Raw genomic sequence first — 23,504 nt, forward strand, 5'->3', positions numbered from 1 at the left:
GCCATGGCCCCAGTCGCCATGCGTAGTGTTGCGAAATCCCTTTCCGAAGCGAAGCCGGTCTCGTACTGGCTGGACGACCCCGGCAAGCCGGCCCCACAGCCGGCGCTGACCACCGACGAGCGCTGCGACCTGCTGGTCGTCGGCGCCGGATACAGCGGGCTGTGGACCGCCCTGCTCGCCAAGGAACGGGACCCGCAGCGGGACGTCGTGGTGATCGAGAGCAAGGAGGCGGGCTGGGCCGCCTCGGGCCGCAACGGTGGCTTCTGCGCCGCCTCCCTCACGCACGGGCTCGGCAACGGGCTGGCCCGCTGGCCCGGCGAGCTGGCGAAGCTGGAGGAGCTCGGCGCCCGCAACCTCGACGCCATCGAGGAGGCCGTCGCCCGCTACGGCATCGACTGCGACTTCGAGCGCACCGGCGAGATCGACGTCGCCACCGAACCGCACCAGGTCGAGGAGCTGCGCGAACTCTACGAGGAGGCGCAGCGCCTCGGCCTGGCCGGCTCCAGCACATGGCTGGACGGCGACGCGGTGCGCGCCGAGGTCGACTCCCCGACCTTCCTCGCGGGCCTGTGGGACCGCGACGGCGTCGCGATGCTCAACCCCGCGAAGCTGGCCTGGGGCCTCAAGCGGGCCTGCCTCGACCTGGGCGTACGGATCTACGAGAACACCCGCGGCCTGAAGATGGCCTCGGCCGGGACCGGCATGACCGTGCAGACCCCCTACGGCACGATCCTCGCCCGCCGGGTCGCGCTGGGCACCAACATCTTCCCGTCGCTGGTCAAGAGGATCCGCCCCTTCACCGTCCCGGTCTACGACTACGCGCTCATGACCGAGCCGCTGAGCGGGGAGCAGCTCGCCGCGATCGGCTGGAAGCGGCGGCAGGGGCTGGGCGACAGCGCCAACCAGTTCCACTACTTCCGGATCACCCCGGACCACCGGATCCTGTGGGGCGGCTACGACGCGATCTACCCCTACCGGGGGAAGCTCGACTCCGAGTACGACCACCGCCCCGAGACCTACCTGAAGCTCGCCGAGCACTTCTTCACCGCCTTCCCACAGCTGGAGGGCGTGAAGTTCAGCCATGCCTGGGGCGGCGCGATCGACACCTGCTCGCGCTTCTCCGCCTTCTTCGGCACCGCGCACTCCGGGAAGGTGGCCTACGCGGCCGGTTACACCGGGCTCGGCGTGGGCGCCACCCGCTTCGGCGCCGACGTGATGCTGGACCTCCTCGACGGGGAAGACACCGAGCGCACCCGGCTGGAGATGGTGCGGTCCAAGCCGATGCCGTTCCCGCCCGAGCCCTTCGCCTGGACCGGCATCACCCTCACCAAGTGGTCGCTGGCCCGCGCCGACGCCCGGGGCGGCCGCCGCAACCTGTGGCTCAGGACCCTGGACAGGCTCGGCCTCGGGTTCGACAGCTGACCGGCGCTGATTCACTGCCTTGGAGTGACGAAACCCGCGTCATCACCGCGCCCGGCCCCGCTCTCTCCAGGTGAGAACCCCTCACCTACGCGGAACGGAGGCCGGGCGATGACGATCCCGGGGGCCAAGACGGCAGTGGAATGGCTGGTATCGGTTGCCCCGGATCCCGATGCCTGCCGGTGGGAGTGGGAGCGCAACCCCCTGGGGGTCGCCCTCCTGCCCGCCGGCCGGCGCTGGGACGTGCTGATCCTGCCCGGGGAGCTGGGGCGGCCCACTCTCGACGTGCTGCGCCTGATCCTCGACCGGCCCGGCCCCGTGCTCGCCGACTTCGGCGGCTCGCGGGTGGGCTTCTTCGTGCCCGTCGGCACGGCGTCCCGCTGGATCGGCACGGGCGTACGGGGAGCCGGGCGCGGCACCTGGATCGTGACCCCGTACCCCGGCCGGCACACGGGCGGAGCGCGCTGGCTGGTGCTCCCGGACGGGCGGGGGACCCTGACCGACCCGGCCGTGCTGGAGCTCGCGATGCACGAGGCGGCGGCGGGGGTCGCCGCGGCGTCGGCCACTGCCGAGGCGCGGGAGGGCCGTGAGCCCTGACCCCCCTCCCGCCTTCCGCCTGCCGCCCGCACACAAGCACGCACGGCCCGCACGGCACACATCCACGCACGGCACCCGGCCCGGTCCGCACGCCCGGCCGCCGGCGGCCGGCCGGATCAGCCGGGACTTCGGCGCGTACGACGGCAGGACCGGCCGACCGCCAGCAGCAGGGGCGTGCACATCAGGAGGCTCGCCAGCACGTCGAGCGGCCAGTGGTAGCCCCGCAGGACCAGCCCGGTGGCAGTGGCGCCCGTGAGGACGAGGGCGACGACCAGCGGCCACCACCCCCACCACGCGCGGCCGGTGTACGGCCGCAGCAGCAGGGCCGCGCCCGCGTACGCCACGAAGGCCGTCGCGGTGTGGCCCGAGGGGTAGTAGCCGGCCGCCCACGGTTCGAGGGGGCCCGGGCGGGCGGTCCACTCCTTCAGCGGCACGATCAGGGCCGGCACGAGGGCCATGGCCACGGCCGCGACCAGCGCGCCACGGCGGTTGCCGCGCCGGGCGGCGTACGCCGCGGCGAGGAGCAGGACGGGCAGGGCGACCGGGACGTTGCCGAGGTCGGACAGGCGCTCGGTGATCCGGTCGGGAACGGCGCGCACCAGGGCGCGGCTCAGCTCGTGATCCGGCGTCAGCAGCGGCCCGGCGGCGAGGACCTGCCAGGTGATCAGGGCGAAGGCCGTCAGACAGAGCGCGGCGAGGAGAATGGCCGGCCGTCCCGGAACAGGGGGGATGGTTCCGGGACGGCCGCCCGGACCGGGTTGCCGTGCGCCCCGGGGGGTTTGGGGCGAACGGCCGTCCGATCGGTGAGGAGTGTGCGCGAACGCATGCCCAGTACGGCGCTGGGGAAGCCCGGTACTGGTATCGCCCCCGGTTTCCCGTGAGCGGGCTGTCTCACTCATCTGCAGAAACCGTACGGCAGCGGAAGGGGGACCGACAGCAGGAACGCGCTCCCGCCATCGGCCCCCCACACCTTCTTCACAGCGCCCGACCGTTACCGGTGGTTAGTGACCGGGCGCTGCGTGCGGACGTTCTAGCCGTCCGCTCACTTGTCCGCCCACTGGTCCGCACTGGTCCGCGCGCGCGTCCGCTCAGATCTCGGTGCCGATGGCCGCGAATGCGGCCTCGATGAGGTCCAGGCCCTCGTTGAGCAGGTCCTCGCCGATGACGATCGGCGGGAGGAAGCGGAGCACGTTGCCGTACGTGCCACAGGTGAGGACGAGCAGGCCCTCGGCGTGGCAGGCCTTGGCGAGGGCGCCGGCCGCCTCCGGGAAGGGGGTCTTGGACACCGGGTCCTTGACCAGCTCGATCGCGATCATGGCGCCGCGGCCGCGGATGTCGCCGATGATGTCGTACTTCTCCTGCATGGCCGTCAGGCGGGCCTTCATGAGGGACTCGATCTTCTTCGCCGCGGCGTTGAGGTCGAGCTTCTTCATCGTCTCGATGGAGCCGAGCGCGCCGGCGCACGCCACCGGGTTGCCGCCGTAGGTGCCGCCCAGGCCACCCGCGTGCGCGGCGTCCATGATCTCGGCGCGGCCGGTGACGGCGGCGAGCGGCAGACCGCCCGCGATGCCCTTGGCGGTGGTGATCAGGTCCGGGACGATGCCCTCGTCCTCGCACGCGAACCACTGGCCGGTGCGGCAGAAGCCGGACTGGATCTCGTCGGCGACGAAGACGATGCCGTTCTCGTTGGCGAACTTCACGATCGCCGGCAGGAAGCCCTTGGCCGGCTCGATGAAGCCGCCCTCGCCGAGGACCGGCTCGATGATGATCGCGGCGACGTTGTCGGCGCCGATCTGCTTCGTGATCTGGTCGATCGCCTGGGCGGCGGCCTCGGGGCCGCAGTTCTCGGCGCCGGTGGGCCAGCGGTAGCCGTAGGCGACCGGGACGCGGTAGACCTCGGGGGCGAACGGGCCGAAGCCGTTCTTGTACGGCATGTTCTTCGAGGTGAGCGCCATCGTGAGGTTCGTACGGCCGTGGTAGCCGTGGTCGAAGACGACGACGGCCTGGCGCTTGGTGTACGAACGGGCGATCTTGACGGCGTTCTCGACGGCCTCGGCGCCGGAGTTGAACAGGGCCGACTTCTTGGCGTGGTCGCCCGGGGTCAGCTCGGCGAGGGCCTCGCAGACCTCGACGTAGCCCTCGTACGGGGTGACCATGAAACAGGTGTGCGTGAAGTCGGCGAGCTGCGCGGAGGCGCGGCGCACGACGGCCTCGGCGGAGGCGCCGACGGAGGTCACGGCGATGCCGGAACCGAAGTCGATCAGACGGTTGCCGTCGACGTCCTCGATGATGCCGCCGCCCGCGCGGGCCGTGAAGACGGGAAGCACGGAGCCCACGCCACCGGCCACCACGCCGAGGCGGCGGGCCTGCAGCTCCTGCGACTTGGGGCCGGGGATCGCGGTGACGATCTTGCGCTCCTGCGGGACAGCGGTCATGGAGGGCTCCTGGGGGGTGTTTTCGGACGCACTTGTGTCTTTGTCCGCAGGCTAGGCCCGGGGGAGGGAGTCCTGCATGCTCCGTTCGGTAGTGATCTCCGCGTGTCCTTGTCCGCGACGGCTATAGGAAGGACGTGACGCGCATCTCGTGGATCATGACCGGGTACCGCTCCAAGACCCGGCCCGGGCACTAGATTGAGCGCCGGAGCGCAGGAACGGGGCAGGGGGCAGGGGTTTCATGGACACCGACGGCACGCACGAGACGCGCCCGCCCCACACGGGGCGCATCCCGAGACCGCTCGCCCCGCCGCCCCCGGGCCTGCCGCCGCGGCCGTCCCACGCGCCGACGGCCGGGCCGACGCTGGCGGACTGGCTGCGCTTCCCGCGCGCCTCGGACGGGCCGGGCGTGTGGACGTACGGGCACGTACCGCGGGCCGCCGAGGAGCCCCAGGAGACACCCACCCGCCAACTGGTCAGCGGGGCCCTGATCTCGCTGCTCGCGGGAGTGCTCTTGTGGTCCCTGCTGTGGAACGGCTACCTCGGCGGGTTCTGGCTGTGGCCGCTCTACATGTTCACGCCCGACTCCTGGGCCGGGACCCTTCCGGCCGTGGTGGCCTCCTACGTCTGGTACGCCGTGGTCGCCACCGTCCTGCTGACCGGGTTCGGGCGCCTGGGCCGCTGGCCCGAGCTGGGCGGACGGCTGCTGCGCGGCGGCGCCTCGAAGACACACCCCGCGGTCCCGGCCGCACCCGGGGCCGGAAGCCCGGAGGACCCCGCGCGGTGGCCGCAGTTGCGGGGGGCCGGGTTGGGGGAGGTGGCCGATCGGCTGGAGGGGGAGGCCACCGGTGGGCGGATGAACGACGTGGACTACGCGCGGATCCGGCGGGCCTGGGATTCCGTGCGGGCCGACCCCTCGCGGCTGCGGGCCTTCGCCGACGCCGTGCGGGACAAGGGCGCCGGGGCCTGCGCGCACCCGTCCGGGGCGCGGGACCTGCCCGTGCGCGCCGCCCGGCACGACCTGCTGGCCCGGCAGGTGCTGCTCGGCACCGTCGACGACGGCGCGCGCAACCCGTACGCCCGCCGCGGCACCTCGCTCGCGCTCGACCCCGAGGTCCTCGGGACCTCGCTGCTCGCCGTCGGGCCGTCGGGATCCGGCAAGACCGGCCGCCTGGTGCGGCCCGTCGTCGAGTCGCTCGCGCTCCAGGCGCTCGCCGGCCAGGCCGCCGTCGTCGCCGTCGGCGCGGCCGGGGCGCAGCTGGGACCGGACGCCGCCTACGACGTCGTGGTCCGCGTCGGCGACCCCGCCTCCGTCTACGACCTCGACCTCTACGGCGGCGCCACGGACCCCGACGAGGCCGCCGGCCTGCTGGCCGAGGCCTTCATCGGTGACGTCCCGGGGATCGAGGTGCGCCGGGCCGCGACCGCCCTCGCCCAGCTCCTCGGGCCGTTCCGGGCGGCGCACGGCCGCTTCCCCGCCGTGCCCGAGCTGCGCGAACTGCTCGACCAGGTGCCGGCGGCCATCGACGGGCTGCGGCGGGCGCTGGAGGACGGCGGGCAGCAGGCGATGCTGCGCGAGCTCGACGCGCGCCAACGGCAGTACGGCGCCCACGGCGACCCCGGCCCCGCCCTCGCGGACCGGGTGGCGCTGCTGGACCGGCCCGCCTTCGCGGCGTTCTTCAATGTCGGGGGCTTCGACACCACCGGGCAGGGCAGACCCTTCTCGCTGCGGGCCCTGGAGCACCCGATCCGCGTCCGCGTGGACCTCCCCGAGCGCGCGCACGCCGACGCCTCCCGCATGCTGGCCCGGCTGCTGCTGGCCCAGTTCAGCGCCGCCGCGGCCGCCCGCACCGACCGTTCCCTCTTCGCCTTCCTCGCCCTCGACGACGCCTCGCACACCCTGACCCCGCAGATCGTGCGCGGCGTACAGCGGCTGCGTTCGGCGAACGCGGGGGTCCTGCTCACCCTGCGCACCCTGGACGACGTACCCGAGGCGCTGCGGACGCCGCTGCTGGGGGCGGTCGGCTGCCGGATGGCCTTCTCCGGGGTCACCACCTGGGACGGCAAGCGCTTCGCGGAGGCCTGGGGCACCGAGTGGGTGGAGACGCGCGACGTGACCCACCGAACGGTCTTCGCCGACCAGCCGCTGACCCGGGCGATGCACGCCTTCCGCAAGCTCGTCACCGGCAAGGCCGTCACCACCGACGCGGTCACCGTGCGCCAGGTCGAGCGGGAGCGGTGGTCCGCCTCGGACCTGGCCCATGCCGTGCCCCCGGGGCACGCGGTGCTGTCGCTGACCTCCGTCCGCGGGGAACGGGCGGCTCCGCTCCTGGTCCGGCTGGCCGGAACGGCCTGACCCGCACCTGAACCAGTACGAGGTGGCAGAATCGAGGTGAGCCGTTCATACGACACGGCGAAAAGGCTCCTCCTCCGCCCCCTCCCGCTAAGGCCCCTGGTAACCGATGCCGCTCACCCTCGCCTCGCTCGTCCAGCACTCGGCGCTCAAGCTCAGCGTGCGGGCGGGGGAGAACCGCCTCGACACCCCGGTCCGCTGGGCCCACGTCAGCGAGCTCGCCGACCCCGTCCCCTACATGGAGGGCGGGGAACTCCTCCTGATCACCGCGATGAAGCTGGACGCGGAGGACCCCGAGGAGATGCGGCGCTACGTACGCCGCCTCGCCGCGGCCGGGGTCGTCGGCATCGGCTTCGCGATCGGCGTCAACTACGAGGAGGTCCCCGACGCGCTGGTCGAGGCGGCGCGCGCCGAGGACATGCCGCTGCTGGAGGTACCGCGCCGGACCCCGTTCCTCGCGATCAGCAAGGCCGTCTCCGCGGCCCTCGCCGCCGACCAGTACCGGGCCGTGACCGCCGGTTTCGAGGCGCAGCGCGAGCTGACCCGCGCCGCGCTCTCCGCCGACGGGCCCGCCGAGCTGCTGGCGAAGCTGGCCGCGCACGTGCACGGCTGGGCCGCGCTGTACGACACCTCGGGCGCCGTGGTCGCCGCGGCCCCGGACTGGGCCGCCCGGCGCGCCGCCCGGCTGACCCCCGACGTGGAGCGGCTGCGGGAGCGGCCCGCGCCCGCCAGCGCCGTGGTCGGCGGCTCCGAGGACCGCGTCGAGCTCCAGTCCCTCGGTACGGGCCGCCGGGCCCGGGGCGCGCTGGCCGTCGGCACCGGGGCCCCGCTGGGCACGGCCGAGCGGTACGCCGTCCACTCCGCGGTCGCGCTGCTGACCCTGACCACCGAGCGCTCCCGTTCGCTGCACGACGCCGAGTCCCGGCTGGGGGCGGCGGTCCTGCGGATGCTGCTGGCGGGCGAGGCGGAGCACGCGCGGTCCGTGGCCGGGGACCTGTACGGGGGTCTGCTGGAGGCGCCCTTCCGGCTGATCGCGGCCGAGCCGGCGCTGCCGGGGACGGCGCAGCCGCAGGGCCTGGCGCTGCTGGCCGACGCGGTGGAGTCGGCGGCGGCCCGTACGGGCGAGTCGCTGCTGGTGGTCCCGGAGGCGGGGCGGCTCGTGGTGCTGGCCGCCGACGCGGGCTCCGCCGTACAGGCGTGCGCGGACCACGCGGAGGCGCTGGAGGCACGGCGCGGCCGGGACGCGGCCGGGCCCGAGCCGGACGAACTCGTCGTCGGCCTGTCCGCACCCGCCACCGCGGACAGCGTGGCGGCGGCCCTCAAACAGGCCGACCAGGCGCTCGCCGTGGCCCGCCGCCGCGGCCGGCCGATGGTGGAGCACGAGGACATGGCGGCCGGCTCCGTCCTGCCGCTGCTGGCCGACGACGCGGTACGGGCCTTCGCGGACGGCACCCTGCGCGCGCTGCGGGACCACGACGCGACCGGACGCGGCGACCTCGTGGCCTCGCTCCAGGCGTGGCTCTCGCGCCACGGCCAGTGGGACGCGGCGGCCGCCGACCTCGGCGTGCACCGGCACACGCTGCGCTACCGGATGAAGCGGGTCGAGGAGATCCTCGGCCGCTCCCTGGAGGACCCCGACGTACGCATGGAGCTGTGGCTCGCCCTCAAGGCGTCCTCGGCCCCCTCGTAGCCGGGCGGCGGACCCGCCGGGGCGACAGTGACAAACCGGCGAAGCCCGGCGACCCGCCGCTCCATCAGGGACAAACGCCCAAACGCCGACGGCGTCCTACCGTGGAGGGGACAAGACGACCGCACACTCCGAAGGGCCGGGATTCGCATGACTTCCACCCACGCCTTCTGGCTCGCCGGCCGCCAGGCCACCGGCGAGGACAGCTTCGACGTCCACTCCCCGTGGGACGGACGCCTCGTCGGCGTCGTCAGCGTGCCCACCGACGAGCAGGTCGAAGAGGCCGTGGCCGCGGCGCACGCCGTGACGGCGGAGTTCTCCGCGACCCCCGCCCACGTACGGGCCGCAGCCCTGGACCACGTGTCCAAGCGGCTCGCGGAGCGCACCGAGGAGATCGCCCAGCTGATCTCCGCCGAGAACGGCAAGCCGATCAAGTGGGCGCGCGGCGAGGTCGGCCGTGCGGTGTCCGTGTTCCGCTTCGCCGCCGAAGAGGCCCGCCGCTTCAACGGCGGAGAGGCCCAGCGCCTCGACACCGACGCCGGTGGCGTCGGCCGCCTCGCGCTGACCCGCCGCTTCGTCAAGGGTCCGGTCCTCGGCATCGCGCCGTTCAACTTCCCGCTGAACCTGTGCGCCCACAAGGTGGCCCCGGCCATCGCCGTCGGCGCGCCGATCATCCTGAAGCCCGCCCCGGCCACGCCCCTGTCCGGGCTGATCCTGGGTGAGCTGCTCGCCGAGACCGACCTCCCGGCCGGCTCCTGGTCGGTCCTGCCGGTCGCGAACGACAAGATGCCCGCCCTGGTCAAGGACGAGCGTCTGCCCGTGATCTCCTTCACCGGTTCCGACACCGTCGGCTACGCCATCCAGCAGTCGGTGCCGCACAAGCACTGCACCCTGGAGCTCGGCGGCAACGCCGCGGCCGTCGTCCTGGACGACTGGTCCTCCGAGGCCGACCTCGACTGGGCCGCGACCCGCATCGCGACCTTCTCGAACTACCAGGCCGGCCAGTCCTGCATCTCCGTGCAGCGCGTGATCGCCGACGCCTCCGTCTACGACCGCCTCGTCGAGAAGGTCGTCGCGAAGGTCCAGGCCCAGGTCACCGGCGACCCGTCCGACTCCGCCACCGACGTCGGCCCCCTCGTCTCCGAGGCCGCCGCCCAGCGCGTCGAGTCCTGGGTCGACGAGGCCGTGTCCGCCGGAGCCAAGCTGCTCACCGGTGGCAAGCGCACGGGTGCCTCGTACGAGCCCACCGTCATCGCGCACGTCCCGGACGGCGTCAAGCTCGCCACCGAGGAGGTCTTCGGCCCGGTCCTGACGCTGCAGAAGGTCGAGAACACCGACGAGGCCTTCGCCGCCGTCAACGACTCGAAGTTCGGCCTGCAGACCGGCGTCTTCACGCGGAACATCCAGACCGCGTTCCGCGCCCACCGCGAGCTGGAGGTCGGCGGTGTCGTCGTCGGCGACGCGCCGTCCTACCGCGCCGACCAGATGCCCTACGGCGGCGTCAAGCAGTCGGGCGTGGGCCGCGAGGGCGTCCGCTACGCGATGGACGACTACACGTACGAGCGAGTCCTGGTCCTGACCGGCCTCGACATCTGATCTCGTACGGCCAAAGAGCCGACGGCCTGGACCTACTGTGCGGGGGTCCAGGCCGTCCCCCTTTTCCCGGAGGCGTGAACGGGGTACGACTCACAGGTAGCACCGGCTGGTAATCCGGTGTACCCGACTCGGCGGCGAGGTGAGGCCCCTCATGTCCGCAACACAGCCCGTACAGCCCAAGGTGACCGAACGCGAGGCACGGCAGGTCGCGGAAGCGGCCAGGGAACAGGACTGGCGCAAACCCAGCTTCGCCAAGGAACTCTTCCTCGGGCGGTTCAGGCTCGACCTGATCCACCCCCACCCGCTCCCCGCCGACGAGGACGTGCGGCGCGGCGAGGCCTTCCTGGCCCGGCTGCGGGAGTTTTGCGAGAGCTCGATCGACGGCGCGCGCATCGAGCGCGAGGCGAAGATCCCCGACGAGACCGTGCGCGGGCTCAAGGAGCTCGGCGCCCTCGGCATGAAGATCGACCCCAAGTACGGGGGCCTGGGCCTCACCCAGGTCTACTACAACAAGGCGCTCGCCCTGGTCGGCTCGGTGAGCCCGGCCATCGGCGCCCTGCTCTCGGCCCACCAGTCGATCGGCGTCCCCCAGCCGCTGAAGATGTTCGGCACGCAGGAACAGAAGGACGCCTACCTTCCGCGCTGCGCCACCACCGCCATCAGCGCCTTCCTCCTCACCGAACCCGATGTGGGATCCGACCCGGCCCGGCTGGCCACCACCGCCGTGCCCGACGGCGAGGACGCCTACGTCCTCGACGGCGTGAAGCTGTGGACCACCAACGGGGTCGTCGCGGACCTGCTCGTCGTGATGGCCCGGGTCCCGAAGTCCGAGAACCACCGCGGCGGGATCACCGCCTTCGTCGTCGAGGCCGACTCGCCGGGGATCACCGTCGAGCACCGCAACGCCTTCATGGGCCTGCGCGGCCTGGAGAACGGCGTCACCCGCTTCCACCGGGTGCGGGTCCCCGCCGACCAGCGCATCGGCGCCGAGGGCGCCGGGCTCAAGATCGCCCTGACCACCCTCAACACCGGCCGGCTGTCGCTGCCCGCCATGTGCGTCGGCGCCGGGAAGTGGTGCCTGAAGATCGCCCGCGAGTGGTCCGGCGTCCGCGAGCAGTGGGGGCGCCCGGTCGCCCGGCACGAGGCGGTCGGCGCCAAGATCTCCTTCATCGCCGCCACCACCTTCGCGCTCGAAGCGGTCGTCGACCTCGCCTCCCAGATGGCCGACGAGGATCGCAACGACATCCGCATCGAGGCCGCCCTCGCCAAGCTCTACGGCTCCGAGATGGCCTGCCTGATGGCCGACGAGCTGGTCCAGATCCGCGGCGGCCGCGGCTTCGAGACCGCCGAGTCCCTCGCCGCCCGCGGCGAGCGCGCCGTCCCCGCCGAGCAGATGCTCCGCGACCTGCGCATCAACCGGATCTTCGAGGGCTCGACGGAGATCATGCACCTGCTGATCGCCCGCGAGGCCGTCGACGCCCACCTCTCGGTGGCCGGCGACCTCATCGACCCCGACAAGGCGCTCGGCGACAAGGCCAGGGCCGGTGCCCGCGCCGCCGGGTTCTACGCCCGCTGGCTGCCCAAGCTGGCCACCGGCCCCGGCCAGGTCCCCGGCACCTACCGCGCCTTCCACCCCAGCGGCCACCCCGACCTCGCCACCCACCTGCGCTATGTCGAGCGCAGCGCCCGCAAACTCGCCCGCTCCACCTTCTACGCCATGTCCCGCTGGCAGGGCCGCATGGAGACCAAGCAGGGCTTCCTCGGCCGGATCGTCGACATCGGCGCCGAACTGTTCGCGATGAGCGCGGCCTGCGTCCGCGCCGAGCACCTGCGCGCCGCCGGCGAGCACGGCCGCGAGGCGTACCAGCTGGCCGACGCCTTCTGCGAGCAGTCCCGGCTGCGCGTGGAGGAGCTCTTCGGCCGGCTCTGGTCCAACACCGACGACCTCGACCGCAAGGTCGTCGCGGGCGTCCTGTCCGGCACCTACACCTGGCTGGAGGACGGGGTCCTCGACCCCTCCGGCGACGGCCCCTGGATCGCGGACGCCGCCCCCGGACCCTCCACCCGGAAAAACGTGCACCGCCCCCTCCGCTGACCTGCGATCATCGCCGGACGCCGGACGGGCGTACGAGGATGAGTACGGGTGCCGGTCGTGTACTGGCACAGCCCGTACGAGCACAGCACGAGGCGGACGAGAACGATGGCGACGGCCGAGGAAGACCGCACCAGCCGACGGCTGGCCTGGTGCGTGGCGCACCTGCTGCGCCACGCACCGGACCACGTCGTCACCGACCTGATCGGCCGGCTCGACTGGCCCACCCGCAAGTACCTGTGCCGGGACGAGTGGCTCTCCGCCTCGACCGTCACCCTCCTGCTGCGCCACGGCGGCGAGGCCGACCGGCACTTCATCGCCCGCAACCCGCGCGTCGTCGGACGGCCGCTGCCCGGCCTGCCGGGCCCCGCACGCTACGCCGCCCGCCCCGGGCCCTCGCCCGAACTGCTGGGGGCGGTCGGCCCCGGGCCGTTCACCACCGACGAGCTGATCGCGCTGCTGCGCCGGCACGGCCGCAGCCCCCGGATCCCCCTCACCCTGCTGCGGATGCCGCACCCCGCCCTGGACACCGCGACGCTGCTGCGCGAACACGCCCGCGACCCGCTGCCGCCCACCGCGGTCGAGGCCTTGCTGCTCGTCGGCGGCCTGCCCTCCGGCGTCTGCCGTTCGCTCCTCGACGCCGGCGCGCAGGAGGCGTCCGGGTACCGGTGGTACCGGCCCGCCGTCCGGGCCGTCCGGATGGGCCTGCTCACCTTCGACGAGCTCGTCGCCCACGTCGCCCCCGCGCACCGCACCCTGCTGCTCGCGGACCTCTCCGGGGCCAGGGGACTGCGCTGGACCCTCCCCGAGCGGGCGGGAATGCGGACGGCCGTCGTACGGGCGCTGCGCCCCCTGCGCGACGACCCCCGGCTCTGGGCCGAGCTGCTCCGCTGCGCCCCCGCCTTTCCCGGCACCCTGCCGGTGCTCGTGGCCCGGATCGTGCGGGGGACCCTGCCGGAGGCGGCCGGGGCGGCCGGGGCGGCCGGCGAGCCCGAGGTCATCGGGCTCGCCGCGGCGGTGCGCTCCCTGACCCCGAGGGCCGCCGAGCCCACCGCGGGCGGAGTGGACCGCGAACTGGCCCTGGCCAGCCTCGCGGTGCCCATGGAGTCCGTTCAGGAGGACATCCGGTGGGTGCGCGACTGCCTGGCCCGCGGGCTGCTCACCGGGCAGGACGTGATCCGGCACAAGGCGCCCGCCTGCTGGGCCCTGGACGAGGACCACTGGCTGGGCGACGTGCACCACCCCGACCGGCACGACTGGACCGCGCCGGTGCTCGACGCGCACGCCGAGGCCGACCGGCTCTTCGCGCTGGCCCTCGGCGCCGATCCGGACGCCTGGTGGCGCGTGGCCCTCACGCTCCCGGACTTCGCCGGAACGCTCCCGCACCTGCTCCTGCGGGTCACGGAGGGGGGCTCCGTGTCCGAGCCGATCTGACTTCCGGCAACAATGGGGGTATGAGCGACCGTCCAGCCCCCCTCGCCGATCCGCACCTCCTCTTCGACCCCGCGGCCGGCCGCCGGGACATCGTCATCCTGGGGTCCACGGGATCCATCGGCACCCAGGCCATCGATCTCGCCCTGCGCAACCCCGACCGGTTCCGGGTCACCGCGCTGTCCGCCGCCGGCGGACGCGTCGGGCTGCTGGCCGAACAGGCCCGGCAGCTGCGGGTCGAGAAGGTGGCCGTCGCCCGCGAGGACGTCGTACCGGCCCTGAAAGAGGCGCTGAGCGCCCAGTACGGTCCCTCCGAGCCGATGCCCGAGATCCTGGCCGGCCCCGACGCGGCGACCGAACTCGCCGCCTCCCAGTGCCACACCGTGCTCAACGGCATCACCGGCTCCATCGGTCTCGCGCCCACCCTCGCCGCGCTGCGGGCGGGCCGCACCCTGGCCCTCGCCAACAAGGAGTCGCTGATCGTCGGCGGCCCGCTGGTGAAGGACCTCGCGCGGCCCGGCCAGATCATCCCGGTGGACTCCGAGCACGCGGCGCTCTTCCAGGCGCTCGCCGCCGGCACCCGCGCCGACGTGCGCAAGCTCGTGGTCACCGCCTCCGGCGGGCCCTTCCGCGGCCGCACCCGCGCCGAGCTGGCGGCCGTCACGGTGAAGGACGCGCTCGCGCACCCCACCTGGGCGATGGGTCCGGTCATCACCGTGAACAGCGCGACCCTGGTCAACAAGGGGCTGGAGGTCATCGAGGCGCACCTGCTCTACGACATCCCCTTCGACCGCATCGAGGTCGTGGTCCACCCCCAGTCCTACGTGCACTCGATGGTGGAGTTCACGGACGGATCCACGCTCGCCCAGGCCACCCCGCCGGACATGCGCGGCCCCATCGCCATCGGCCTGGGCTGGCCGCAGCGGATCCCGGACGCGGCCCCCGCCTTCAACTGGACCAAGGCCTCCACCTGGGAGTTCTTCCCGCTGGACACGGAGGCCTTCCCCGCGGTGGGCCTGGCCCGGCACGTCGGCACCCTCGGCGGCACCGCTCCGGCCGTGTTCAACGCGGCCAACGAGGAGTGCGTGGAGGCTTTCCTGGCCGGTCGGCTGCCGTTCACAGCAATCATGGATACGGTCTCTGCCGTGGTCGATGAGCACGGGACGCCGGAGTCGGGAACTTCCCTGACCGTCCAGGACGTCCTTGAAGCGGAGGCCTGGGCCAGGGCCCGGGCGCGGGAAATGGCGGCTCGGGCCGCCGCGGAGGCGCGCGCATGACACTACTGATGACGGTGCTCGGGATCGTGGTCTTCTTCGTCGGGCTGCTGGTCTCCATCGCCTGGCACGAACTGGGGCACCTGTCCACGGCCAAGCTCTTCGGCATTCGCGTGCCGCAGTACATGGTGGGCTTCGGCCCGACCATCTGGTCCCGGAGGAAGGGCGAGACCGAGTACGGGATCAAGGCCATCCCCATGGGCGGCTACATCCGCATGATCGGGATGTTCCCGCCGGGCGAGGACGGCCGGGTCACCGCCCGCTCCACCTCGCCGTTCCGGTCCATGATCGAGGACGCGCGCTCGGCCGCGTACGAGGAGCTCCAGCCCGGCGACGAGAGCCGGCTCTTCTACACGCGCAAGCCGTGGAAACGCGTGATCGTGATGTTCGCCGGCCCCTTCATGAACCTGGTCCTGGCCGTGGCGATCTTCCTCACCACGCTGATGACCTTCGGGCTGAACACCCAGACCACCTCGGTCGCCACGGTCTCCGACTGCGTCATCCAGCAGAGCGAGAAGCGCGACAAGTGCGCTCCCGGGGACCCGGCCGCCCCCGCCAAGGCGGCGGGCCTGCAGGCGGGCGACAAGATCGTCGCCTTCAACGGCCGCGCCGTAGGCGACTGGTCGGCCCTGCAGAAGGACATCCGCGCCACCGTCGGTCCCGCCACGATCACCGTCGAGCGGGCCGGCCGGCGCATGGACCTCACGGCCAACCTGATCGAGAACAAGGTCGCCAAGACGGACGGCAGCGGCAAGTACGTCAAGGACCAGTACGTCACCGCGGGCTTCCTGGGCTTCGCCCCCGCCCAGGGTTACGTCCCGCAGTCCTTCGGCCAGTCCGTCGACCGCATGGGCGAGATGATGGAGGCCGGCGTGCAGTCGCTGGTCGACCTGCCGGCCAAGGTCCCCGACCTGTGGAACGCGGCCTTCAACGGGGCCGAGCGCAAGCAGGACAGCCCGATGGGCGTCGTCGGCGCGGCGCGGGTCAGCGGTGAGATCTTCGCCCTCGACATCCCGGCCAGCCACATGCTGGTGTTCTTCCTGAACCTGCTGGCCGCCTTCAACCTCTCGCTGTTCCTGTTCAACATGCTGCCCCTGCTCCCGCTCGACGGCGGGCACATCGCCGGCGCCCTGTGGGAGTCGGTCCGGCGCACCGTGGCGCGGATCTTCCGGCGTCCCGACCCCGGTCCGTTCGACGTGGCGAAGCTGATGCCCGTCGCGTACGTCGTCGCCGGCGTGTTCATCTGCTTCACCGTGCTGGTGATGGTCGCGGACGTGGTGAACCCGATCAAGATCACCTAGCCCTCGGACCGTCCTGCCACAGATCCACCGGAGCCGGGCACGCATCGTGCCCGGCTCCCCGCATTCGGGTGGCACACCCCCTCGGATGCACGGGGGCCGCCGGGCTTGGCGTAATCTCGAAGGCTGGAGCCCGCCGAATTCGGGACCTTGATCCACACCTTGGGGTTGCACAGCAGATGACTGCCATCTCTCTCGGAATGCCGGCCGTGCCGACGAAGCTTGCCGACCGCAGGGTCAGCCGCAAGATCCAGGTCGGTTCCGTGGCCGTCGGTGGCGACGCACCCGTATCGGTGCAGTCGATGACCACCACCCGTACCTCCGACATCGGCGCCACGCTCCAGCAGATCGCCGAGCTGACCGCCTCCGGCTGCAACATCGTCCGCGTGGCCTGCCCGACCCAGGACGACGCCGACGCACTCGCCGTGATCGCGAAGAAGTCGCAGATCCCGGTCATCGCCGACATCCACTTCCAGCCGAAGTACGTGTTCGCCGCGATCGACGCCGGCTGCGCCGCGGTCCGCGTGAACCCGGGCAACATCAAGCAGTTCGACGACAAGGTCAAGGAGATCGCGCGGGCCGCCAAGGACGCGGGCACCCCGATCCGCATCGGCGTCAACGCGGGCTCGCTCGACGCCCGGCTGCTGAAGAAGTACGGCAAGGCCACCCCGGAGGCGCTGGTCGAGTCCGCGCTGTGGGAGGCCTCCCTCTTCGAGGAGCACGGCTTCAGCGACATCAAGATCTCGGTCAAGCACAACGACCCGGTCGTGATGGTCAACGCCTACCGCCAGCTCGCCGCCGCCTGCGACTACCCGCTGCACCTCGGCGTCACCGAGGCCGGCCCCGCCTTCCAGGGCACCATCAAGTCCGCCGTCGCCTTCGGCGCGCTGCTCTCCGAGGGCATCGGCGACACCATCCGCGTCTCCCTCTCGGCCCCGCCGGTCGAGGAGGTCAAGGTCGGCATCCAGATCCTGGAGTCCCTGAACCTCAAGCCGCGCCGCCTGGAGATCGTCTCCTGCCCGTCCTGCGGGCGGGCCCAGGTGGACGTCTACAAGCTGGCCGAGGAGGTCACGGCGGGCCTGGAGGGCATGGAGGTCCCGCTGCGCGTCGCGGTCATGGGCTGCGTCGTCAACGGCCCGGGCGAGGCCCGCGAGGCCGACCTCGGCGTCGCCTCCGGCAACGGCAAGGGCCAGATCTTCGTCAAGGGCGAGGTCATCAAGACCGTCCCCGAGTCGAAGATCGTGGAGACCCTCATCGAAGAGGCGATGAAGATCGCCGAGCAGATGGAGAAGGACGGCGTGATGAGCGGCGAACCGACCGTCGCCATCGGAGTCTAAGCACCGCGAGGTGCCGCCCCGGCCCCGTTCCCGCAGCTCGCGGGCGGGGCCGGGGCTTTTCCGTGACCGCGGACGCGGCATCGTCAGGTATCGCCGGGTACAGTGCGGAGATCAGCGACTTGCATGGTGAGGCCCCAGTGTTGACGCAGACCACCACCCGGGTCCTTGAGCCCAGTGATCTCGACGCCGCGCTCGAGATCCTCGGACGCGAGCCGGTCGAGAACGCCTTCGTCGCCTCCCGGGTCCAGGTCGCCGGGCTCGACCCCTGGCGCCTGGGCGGCGAGATGTGGGGCTGGTACGCCCACGGCGAGCTGCGCTCGCTCTGCTACGCGGGCGCCAACCTGGTTCCCGTCTGCGCCGAGCCGGACGCCGTACGGGCCTTCGCCGACCGGGCCCGCCGCACCGGCCGCCGGTGCTCCTCCATCGTCGGTCCGGCCGGGCCCACCCGGCTGCTGTGGCAGCTCCTGGAGCCCAGCTGGGGACCGGCCCGCGAGGTCCGCCCCCACCAGCCGCTCATGACCATCGAGAGCCCGTCCACCACGATCGCGCCCGACCCCCTGGTCCGCCGGGTCCGCAAGGACGAGATGGACCTGATCATGCCCGCCTGCGTGGCCATGTTCACCGAGGAGGTCGGCGTCTCCCCGATGGCCGGTGACGGGGGCCTGCTCTACCAGGCCCGCGTCGCGGAGCTGGTCGCCGGCGGCCGCTCCTTCGCCCGCGTCGAGGACGGCACGGTCGTCTTCAAGGCGGAGATCGGCGCCGCCACCGCCCGCGCCTGCCAGATCCAGGGCGTGTGGGTGGCCCCCGAGTTCCGCGGCCGGGGGCACTCCGAGGCCGGGATGGCCGCCGTCGTCGCCTACGCGCTGCGGGACGTGGCCCCCGTGGTCAGCCTCTACGTGAACGACTTCAACACCGCCGCGCGGGCCTCGTACCGGCGCGTCGGCTTCCAGGAGGTCGGCGCGTTCATGAGCGTCCTCTTCTGAACCGGACAAGATCCGGCTGACGGCATTCCGGCGCGGACGTACCGGAAGTAAGGTCGCCGCATGCTCCCTACCGGACTCCGCATCGGCCCTCTCGACCTCGCCGCCCGCGTGGACGAGGCCCTGCGCGTGCAGGCCGTCGCCTTCGGCCTCAGCGAGGAGGAGGTCGGCATCCGGCGCTACATCGTCCAGCGCCACATGACCTGCCGCGGAGCCCGGGCCCTGGGGGCGTTCACCGAGGACGGTGCGCTCACCGGCTTCGTCTACGGCATGCCGAACGACCGGACGCACTGGTGGTCCACGATCGTCGCGCCGTACCTGCGGGCCGGCGGGCACGAGGACTGGCTCGACGACTCCTTCGTGATCACCGAGCTGCACGTCCACCCCGGCTTCCAGGGCCACGGCGTCGGCCGCGAGCTGATCACCCGCATCACCGACGGCGCCGCCGAGCCCCGTTCGATCCTCTCCGCCATCGACACCGAGAGCCCCGCCCGCGGGCTCTACCGGGCCCTCGGCTACGCCGACCTCGCCCGGCAGGTCCACTTCCCGAGCGCGAGCCTCCCGTACGCGGTGATGGGCGCCCCGCTGCCGCTGAAGAGGCGCTGAGGCGGCCCTGACCTGGAGCCCCGGCCGGCCCTGAATTGATTTCCGGGGCCGCGAGGGGCCCCGGTAGCCTCCCGTCATGTCCACTTCTCACGTGCAGCGCATGTCCCGCCTCATGGCCAAGACCCTCCGCGAGGACCCGGCCGACGCCGAGACCCTCAGCCACCGGCTCCTGGTCCGCGCCGGCTATGTCCGGCGCAGCTCGGCCGGGGTGTGGACGTGGCTGCCGCTCGGCAAGCGGGTCCTGGACAACGTCTCGCGCGTCGTCCGCGAGGAGATGGACGCGATCGGGGCCCAGGAGGTGCTGCTCCCGGCCCTGCTGCCGAGGGAGCCGTACGAGGTCAGCGGACGGTGGTCGGAGTACGGGGACCTGCTGTTCCGCCTCAAGGACCGCAAGGGCGCGGACTACCTGCTCGGTCCGACCCACGAGGAGATCTTCACGCTGGTGGTGAAGGACCAGTGCACCTCGTACAAGGACCTGCCGGTCATGCTGTACCAGATCCAGACCAAGTACCGGGACGAGGCGCGGCCCCGCTCGGGGGTGCTGCGTGGGCGCGAGTTCCAGATGAAGGACTCGTACTCCTTCGACGTGTCCGACGAGGGCCTGGCGGAGTCCTACCGGCTCCACCGCGAGGCGTACGTCCGCATCTTCACCCGGCTCGGGCTGGACCACCGGATCGTGTCGGCGGTGTCGGGGGCGATGGGCGGCTCGGCGTCGGAGGAGTTCCTGGCCCCGGCGGAGGCGGGCGAGGACACCTTCGTGGACTGCCCCTCCTGCGACTACGCGGCGAACACGGAGGCCGTGACCTTCGCCCTGGTACCGGCGGCGGGGGAGCACCCCGCGCTGGAGGAGGTGGACACCCCGGACACCCCGACGATCGAGACCCTGGCGGCGCACCTGGGGGTGCCCGCCTCGGCGACGCTGAAGAACCTGCTGGTGAAGGTGGACGGCGAGATCGTGGCCGTGGGCGTACCGGGCGACCGGGAGGTGGACCTCGGCAAACTGGGCGAGCACCTGGCCCCGGCCGTGGTGGAGTTGGTGACGGCCGAGGACTTCGTGGACCGGCCCGATCTGGTACGCGGCTACGTGGGCCCGCAGGGCCTGGACAAGGTCCGGTACATCGCCGATCCCCGTGTCGCGCCCGGCACTTCGTGGGTGACCGGGGCCAACAAGGCGGACACGCACGCCCGGAACGTGGTCTGCGGGCGCGACTTCGAGGTGGACCGGTACCTGGACGTGGTGGTCGTGGAACCGGGCGACCCCTGCCCGTCCTGCGGGGCGGCCCTGAAGCTGGACCGGGCGATCGAGATCGGCCACATCTTCCAGCTGGGCCGCAAGTACGCGGACGCGTTCGGCCTGGACGTGCTGGGCAAGGAGGGCAAGCCGGTACGGGTCACGATGGGCTCGTACGGCATCGGCGTCTCCCGCGCGGTGGCGGCCCTGGCCGAGCAGACGGCGGACGAGCGCGGGCTGTGCTGGCCGGCGGAGGTGGCCCCGGCCGATGTCCACGTGGTGGCGGCGGGCAAGGCCGTGCCGCTCGCGCTGGCGGAGGAGGCCGCCACCGCGCTGGCCGCGGCGGGGCGGCGGGTCCTGCTGGACGACCGCCCGGGCCTGTCGCCCGGCGTGAAGCTCACGGACGCGGAGCTGATCGGCGTGCCGTGGATCCTGGTGGCGGGCCGTCGCTCCGCGGAGTCGGTGGTCGAGCTCCAGAACCGCGCGGCCGGCACCCGCGAGGAACTCCCCCTGACGGAGGCCCTGTCCCGCCTGACGCCCTAACCCCACCGCCCCCGGCCGAGGCCCGGCCCGCCGCCCGCCTCCAGCGCGGTCGAGGCCGAAAGACCGGGGCTCCGCCCCGAACCCCGCGCCTCAATCGCCGGCGAGGCTGAAGCACCGCAGCCCGGCCCCGCGCCGGGCGCCTCAAACGCCGGCGGGGCTGAAAGACCGGGGCTCCGCCCCCGACCCCGCGCCTCAAACGCCGGCGGGGCTGAATGGGCTGGCGAAACGGGTTCTGCCCTGGGCCCGGACCGCGCGCCTCAAGCGTCGGCGGGGCTGAATGGGCTGGCGAGACGGGTTCTGCCCTGGGCCCGGACCCCGTTGCCTCAAACCTCGGCGGGGGCGGATCCGGCTGGCGCCGTCCGCGCTGCCCGGGCACATCTCAGCCTCGCCGGCGATTGAGGCGCGGGTCCGGGCGGAGCCCGGGGAAACGGTGGAAGGGCGGGGTGGGGTACGGCTCCGCGCAGCGGGCGCCTACCCGCGCGGCGGGTCCGGCTCCGCCGCGGGCGGCGGCGAGCCGTCCAGGGACCAGCCGCCCCCCGGCACGTCGTCGACCGCGGCCGGCCCGGGGCCTTCGGTAGCCGGGCCGACCGCAGCCGGGTCTTCGGGAGAGACGGCCGCCCCCGAAGCCCCGCCGGAGCCCGTGCCGGTGGCCGCCTCCGGTTCGGGGAGCGGCGCCGCAGGCGGAACCGCCCCGGGGCCCGGGGGCGCCGCAGCGGGTTCGGGGAGCGTCGCCGCAGGGGAAGAGACACCGCCGGGGGCCGGGCCCGGAGCCTCCTGTTCCGGGAGCATCGCCGCAGGCGGAAGGGGTGTGCCGGGGCCCGAGCCCGTAGCCTCCCGTTCGGGGAGCGGCGCCGCAGGCGGAACCGCCCCGGGGCCCGGGGTCGCCGCAGGGGGTTCGGGGAGCGTCGCCGCAGGCGAAGGGGCTGCGCGTTCCAGGAAGCGCAGTAGTTCCACCGGGAACGGCAGGACCAGGGTGGAGTTCTTCTCCGCGGCCACCGCCACCACCGTCTGGAGCAGGCGCAGCTGGAGCGCCGCCGGCTGGTCCGACATCACCGCCGCCGCATCGGCCAGCTTGTGCGAGGCCTGCAGCTCCGCATCGGCGTTGATCACCCTCGCCCGGCGCTCACGGTCCGCCTCCGCCTGCCGGGCCATCGACCGCTTCATCGTCTCCGGCAGCGAGACGTCCTTGATCTCGACCCGGTCGATCTGCACGCCCCAGCCCACCGCCGGGCTGTCGATCATCAGCTCCAGGCCCTGGTTGAGCATCTCCCGGTTGGACAGCAGATCGTCCAGGTCCGACTTTCCGATGATCGACCTGAGCGAGGTCTGGGCCATCTGCGAGACGGCGAAGCGGTAGTCCTCCACCGCCACGACCGCACTCGCCGGGTCGACGACCTTGAAGTACACGACCGCGTCCACCCGCACCGTGACGTTGTCCCGGGTGATGCCTTCCTGGGCCGGCACCGGCAGCGTCACGATCTGCATGTTGACCTTCCGCAGCCGGTCCACCCCGGGCACGATCACCGTGAAGCCCGGCGGCCGGATCTCGTCCCGCAGCCGACCGAAGCGGAAGACCAGACCCCGCTCGTACTGCTTCACCACCCGGGCCGCGGCGCCCAGGTACGCCGCGACGCCCACGCCCGCGGCGATTCCCGCTGTCAGCAGTTCTTCGACCATGACGGCCCCCTGCCCGACATACCTCTTTTCCTACGGTATGCCCTACAACCAGGCGGCGAACTCCAGCAGCAGCTCCGCGTCCCGGCGCCGCCCCGCGGACAGTGCCCGGTTCCCCGACTCCACAGCCCGGAACAGCGTCCAGCCCCGCAGCCGCTCCCGGTCCACCTCCAGCGCGTCGGCCAGCTTGTTCACCCGGCGCCGGGCTCCGCCCGCCCCGGCCGAGGAGGCCACCTGGTCCTCCAGCCGGTCCCGGACCAGCCGCGCCACGTCGTACGCCCGCTCGCCGACCAGCGGTTCCGGGCCCACCGTCAGCCACGGCGCGCGCTCGCCCGCCAGCACCTTGCCCTGCCGGAAGTTTCCGTGCAGCAGCAGTTCCTCCGGCGGGGCCGTCAGCAGCTCCTCGCGCATCGCCAGGGCCGTATCGGCCAGCGCCCGGACCTCCGCCGGAGCCGCCCGAAGCGCCCGCGACTGGAGCGCGGTGCGCTCCGCCACCGTCTCCCAGCCGTGCCCGGCCGGCGGCGCCACCCACAGCCTGCGCAGCGTCCCGCTGGCCTCCAGCAGAGCCTTCGTCTCCGGCAGCGACCGCAGCGACACCTCCGGGTGCAGCCGCTCCAGCAGCAGCGCCCCGTCCTCCTCGTGGTGGCGGGTGTCGAGGACCCGTACGGCCCCGAAGCCACCCCAGTGCGCCAGCGCGGCCAGCTCCCGGTCGGGCCGGGCGTGCGGCGGCGCCAGCTTCAGAGCGGCCGGGGTCCCGTCGGCGTACGTCACGAGGACGACCACGCTGCTGCGGCCGCCGGGGGCCTGGACCCGCTGGGCCCGTAGCCCGCGCCGGGAGAGCGCGGCCTCGGTGAGCCGGGGCAACTGCCCCAGCCAGTCCGCGTCCTGCGCTGTCCCCGGCATCTCGCCGAGCGCCCGTACAAGCCGCTGCGGCGGTTCGAAAGCCATGCGTGC

Annotated in this window: 17 protein-coding genes; 13 read left to right on the forward strand and 4 right to left on the reverse strand. The window is 73.1% G+C overall.

Annotation, left to right across the window (positions count from 1 at the left end; translation table 11 throughout):
• Window positions 1–3: 3 nt before the first annotated feature.
• Both AC07DU_RS10785 and AC07DU_RS10790 read left to right on the forward strand, forming a co-directional pair.
• Window positions 4–1,422 (forward strand): NAD(P)/FAD-dependent oxidoreductase, encoded by a 1,419-nt coding sequence (locus tag AC07DU_RS10785; protein ID WP_479110700.1) that lies wholly within the window; start codon window positions 4–6, stop codon window positions 1,420–1,422.
• A 108-nt stretch (window positions 1,423–1,530) separates the two neighbouring features.
• Window positions 1,531–2,016, forward strand: a complete 486-nt coding sequence (locus AC07DU_RS10790; RefSeq protein ID WP_479110702.1) for a hypothetical protein — start codon at window positions 1,531–1,533, stop codon at window positions 2,014–2,016.
• Window positions 2,017–2,132: 116 nt separating this feature from the next.
• Here AC07DU_RS10790 and AC07DU_RS10795 read toward each other — a convergent pair whose 3' ends face one another.
• Entirely contained in the window at window positions 2,133–2,615 is a 483-nt protein-coding gene (locus AC07DU_RS10795) for a phosphatase PAP2 family protein (RefSeq protein WP_479030650.1), read from the reverse strand.
• A gap of 489 nt (window positions 2,616–3,104) precedes the next feature.
• Window positions 3,105–4,451, reverse strand: a complete 1,347-nt coding sequence (gene gabT / locus AC07DU_RS10800) for a 4-aminobutyrate--2-oxoglutarate transaminase (RefSeq protein WP_360902998.1) — start codon at window positions 4,449–4,451, stop codon at window positions 3,105–3,107.
• Window positions 4,452–4,689: 238 nt separating this feature from the next.
• Here gabT and AC07DU_RS10805 point away from each other — a divergent pair, with 238 nt between their 5' ends.
• The 11 genes from AC07DU_RS10805 to AC07DU_RS10855 all read left to right on the forward strand — a co-directional run bounded on the left by AC07DU_RS10805 (window position 4,690) and on the right by AC07DU_RS10855 (window position 20,876).
• Window positions 4,690–6,804: an ATP-binding protein gene (locus tag AC07DU_RS10805; protein ID WP_479110704.1), complete on the forward strand. Its 2,115-nt coding sequence runs from the start codon at window positions 4,690–4,692 to the stop codon at window positions 6,802–6,804.
• Between the two features lie 106 nt (window positions 6,805–6,910).
• A complete protein-coding gene (locus AC07DU_RS10810; protein ID WP_479030647.1) occupies window positions 6,911–8,491 on the forward strand; it encodes a PucR family transcriptional regulator in 1,581 nt (526 codons plus the stop codon).
• Between the two features lie 147 nt (window positions 8,492–8,638).
• Entirely contained in the window at window positions 8,639–10,084 is a 1,446-nt protein-coding gene (locus AC07DU_RS10815) for an aldehyde dehydrogenase family protein (RefSeq protein ID WP_453371951.1), read from the forward strand.
• 151 nt (window positions 10,085–10,235) lie between these two features.
• Window positions 10,236–12,179, forward strand: a complete 1,944-nt coding sequence (locus tag AC07DU_RS10820; RefSeq protein WP_360902989.1) for an acyl-CoA dehydrogenase family protein — start codon at window positions 10,236–10,238, stop codon at window positions 12,177–12,179.
• A 48-nt stretch (window positions 12,180–12,227) separates the two neighbouring features.
• Entirely contained in the window at window positions 12,228–13,610 is a 1,383-nt protein-coding gene (locus AC07DU_RS10825) for a serine/threonine-protein kinase (protein WP_479110706.1), read from the forward strand.
• A 20-nt stretch (window positions 13,611–13,630) separates the two neighbouring features.
• Window positions 13,631–14,884: a 1-deoxy-D-xylulose-5-phosphate reductoisomerase gene (gene dxr, locus AC07DU_RS10830; protein WP_479110708.1), complete on the forward strand. Its 1,254-nt coding sequence runs from the start codon at window positions 13,631–13,633 to the stop codon at window positions 14,882–14,884.
• Complete coding sequence (locus AC07DU_RS10835) at window positions 14,881–16,182, forward strand: M50 family metallopeptidase (protein ID WP_366864842.1); 1,302 nt, start codon at window positions 14,881–14,883, stop codon at window positions 16,180–16,182. The genes dxr and AC07DU_RS10835 overlap by 4 nt, the downstream gene beginning before the upstream one ends.
• Window positions 16,183–16,358: 176 nt before the next feature.
• Window positions 16,359–17,516 carry a flavodoxin-dependent (E)-4-hydroxy-3-methylbut-2-enyl-diphosphate synthase gene (gene ispG, locus AC07DU_RS10840; RefSeq protein ID WP_360902978.1) on the forward strand — a complete coding sequence of 386 codons (1,158 nt, stop codon included), beginning with the start codon at window positions 16,359–16,361 and terminating at the stop codon, window positions 17,514–17,516.
• A 137-nt stretch (window positions 17,517–17,653) separates the two neighbouring features.
• Window positions 17,654–18,499 carry a GNAT family N-acetyltransferase gene (locus tag AC07DU_RS10845; protein ID WP_360902975.1) on the forward strand — a complete coding sequence of 282 codons (846 nt, stop codon included), beginning with the start codon at window positions 17,654–17,656 and terminating at the stop codon, window positions 18,497–18,499.
• Window positions 18,500–18,559: 60 nt separating this feature from the next.
• Complete coding sequence (locus AC07DU_RS10850; RefSeq protein ID WP_360902972.1) at window positions 18,560–19,102, forward strand: GNAT family N-acetyltransferase; 543 nt, start codon at window positions 18,560–18,562, stop codon at window positions 19,100–19,102.
• A 76-nt stretch (window positions 19,103–19,178) separates the two neighbouring features.
• On the forward strand, window positions 19,179–20,876 hold the full coding sequence (locus AC07DU_RS10855) for a proline--tRNA ligase (protein WP_453371946.1): 1,698 nt from the start codon (window positions 19,179–19,181) through the stop codon (window positions 20,874–20,876).
• A gap of 471 nt (window positions 20,877–21,347) precedes the next feature.
• Here the strand turns inward: AC07DU_RS10855 and AC07DU_RS10860 are convergent, their stop codons facing one another.
• Complete coding sequence (locus AC07DU_RS10860) at window positions 21,348–22,553, reverse strand: slipin family protein (RefSeq protein WP_479110711.1); 1,206 nt, start codon at window positions 22,551–22,553, stop codon at window positions 21,348–21,350.
• A 42-nt stretch (window positions 22,554–22,595) separates the two neighbouring features.
• Window positions 22,596–23,498, reverse strand: a complete 903-nt coding sequence (locus AC07DU_RS10865) for an aminoglycoside phosphotransferase family protein (protein WP_479110713.1) — start codon at window positions 23,496–23,498, stop codon at window positions 22,596–22,598.
• Window positions 23,499–23,504 lie beyond the last annotated feature (6 nt).

This window comes from Streptomyces sp. NPDC045695, from assembly GCF_056432025.1.

Bases quoted from the DNA above. Each gene is read 5' to 3' on its own strand.
- AC07DU_RS10785 (WP_479110700.1), top strand. From the start codon at position 4: ATGGCCCCAGTCGCCATGCGTAGTGTTGCGAAATCCCTTTCCGAAGCG.
- AC07DU_RS10790 (WP_479110702.1), top strand. From the start codon at position 1,531: ATGACGATCCCGGGGGCCAAGACGGCAGTGGAATGGCTGGTATCGGTT.
- gabT (WP_360902998.1), bottom strand. From the start codon at position 4,451: ATGACCGCTGTCCCGCAGGAGCGCAAGATCGTCACCGCGATCCCCGGC.
- AC07DU_RS10805 (WP_479110704.1), top strand. From the start codon at position 4,690: ATGGACACCGACGGCACGCACGAGACGCGCCCGCCCCACACGGGGCGC.
- AC07DU_RS10810 (WP_479030647.1), top strand. From the start codon at position 6,911: ATGCCGCTCACCCTCGCCTCGCTCGTCCAGCACTCGGCGCTCAAGCTC.
- AC07DU_RS10815 (WP_453371951.1), top strand. From the start codon at position 8,639: ATGACTTCCACCCACGCCTTCTGGCTCGCCGGCCGCCAGGCCACCGGC.
- AC07DU_RS10820 (WP_360902989.1), top strand. From the start codon at position 10,236: ATGTCCGCAACACAGCCCGTACAGCCCAAGGTGACCGAACGCGAGGCA.
- dxr (WP_479110708.1), top strand. From the start codon at position 13,631: ATGAGCGACCGTCCAGCCCCCCTCGCCGATCCGCACCTCCTCTTCGAC.
- AC07DU_RS10835 (WP_366864842.1), top strand. From the start codon at position 14,881: ATGACACTACTGATGACGGTGCTCGGGATCGTGGTCTTCTTCGTCGGG.
- ispG (WP_360902978.1), top strand. From the start codon at position 16,359: ATGACTGCCATCTCTCTCGGAATGCCGGCCGTGCCGACGAAGCTTGCC.
- AC07DU_RS10850 (WP_360902972.1), top strand. From the start codon at position 18,560: ATGCTCCCTACCGGACTCCGCATCGGCCCTCTCGACCTCGCCGCCCGC.
- AC07DU_RS10855 (WP_453371946.1), top strand. From the start codon at position 19,179: ATGTCCACTTCTCACGTGCAGCGCATGTCCCGCCTCATGGCCAAGACC.
- AC07DU_RS10860 (WP_479110711.1), bottom strand. From the start codon at position 22,553: ATGGTCGAAGAACTGCTGACAGCGGGAATCGCCGCGGGCGTGGGCGTC.
- AC07DU_RS10865 (WP_479110713.1), bottom strand. From the start codon at position 23,498: ATGGCTTTCGAACCGCCGCAGCGGCTTGTACGGGCGCTCGGCGAGATG.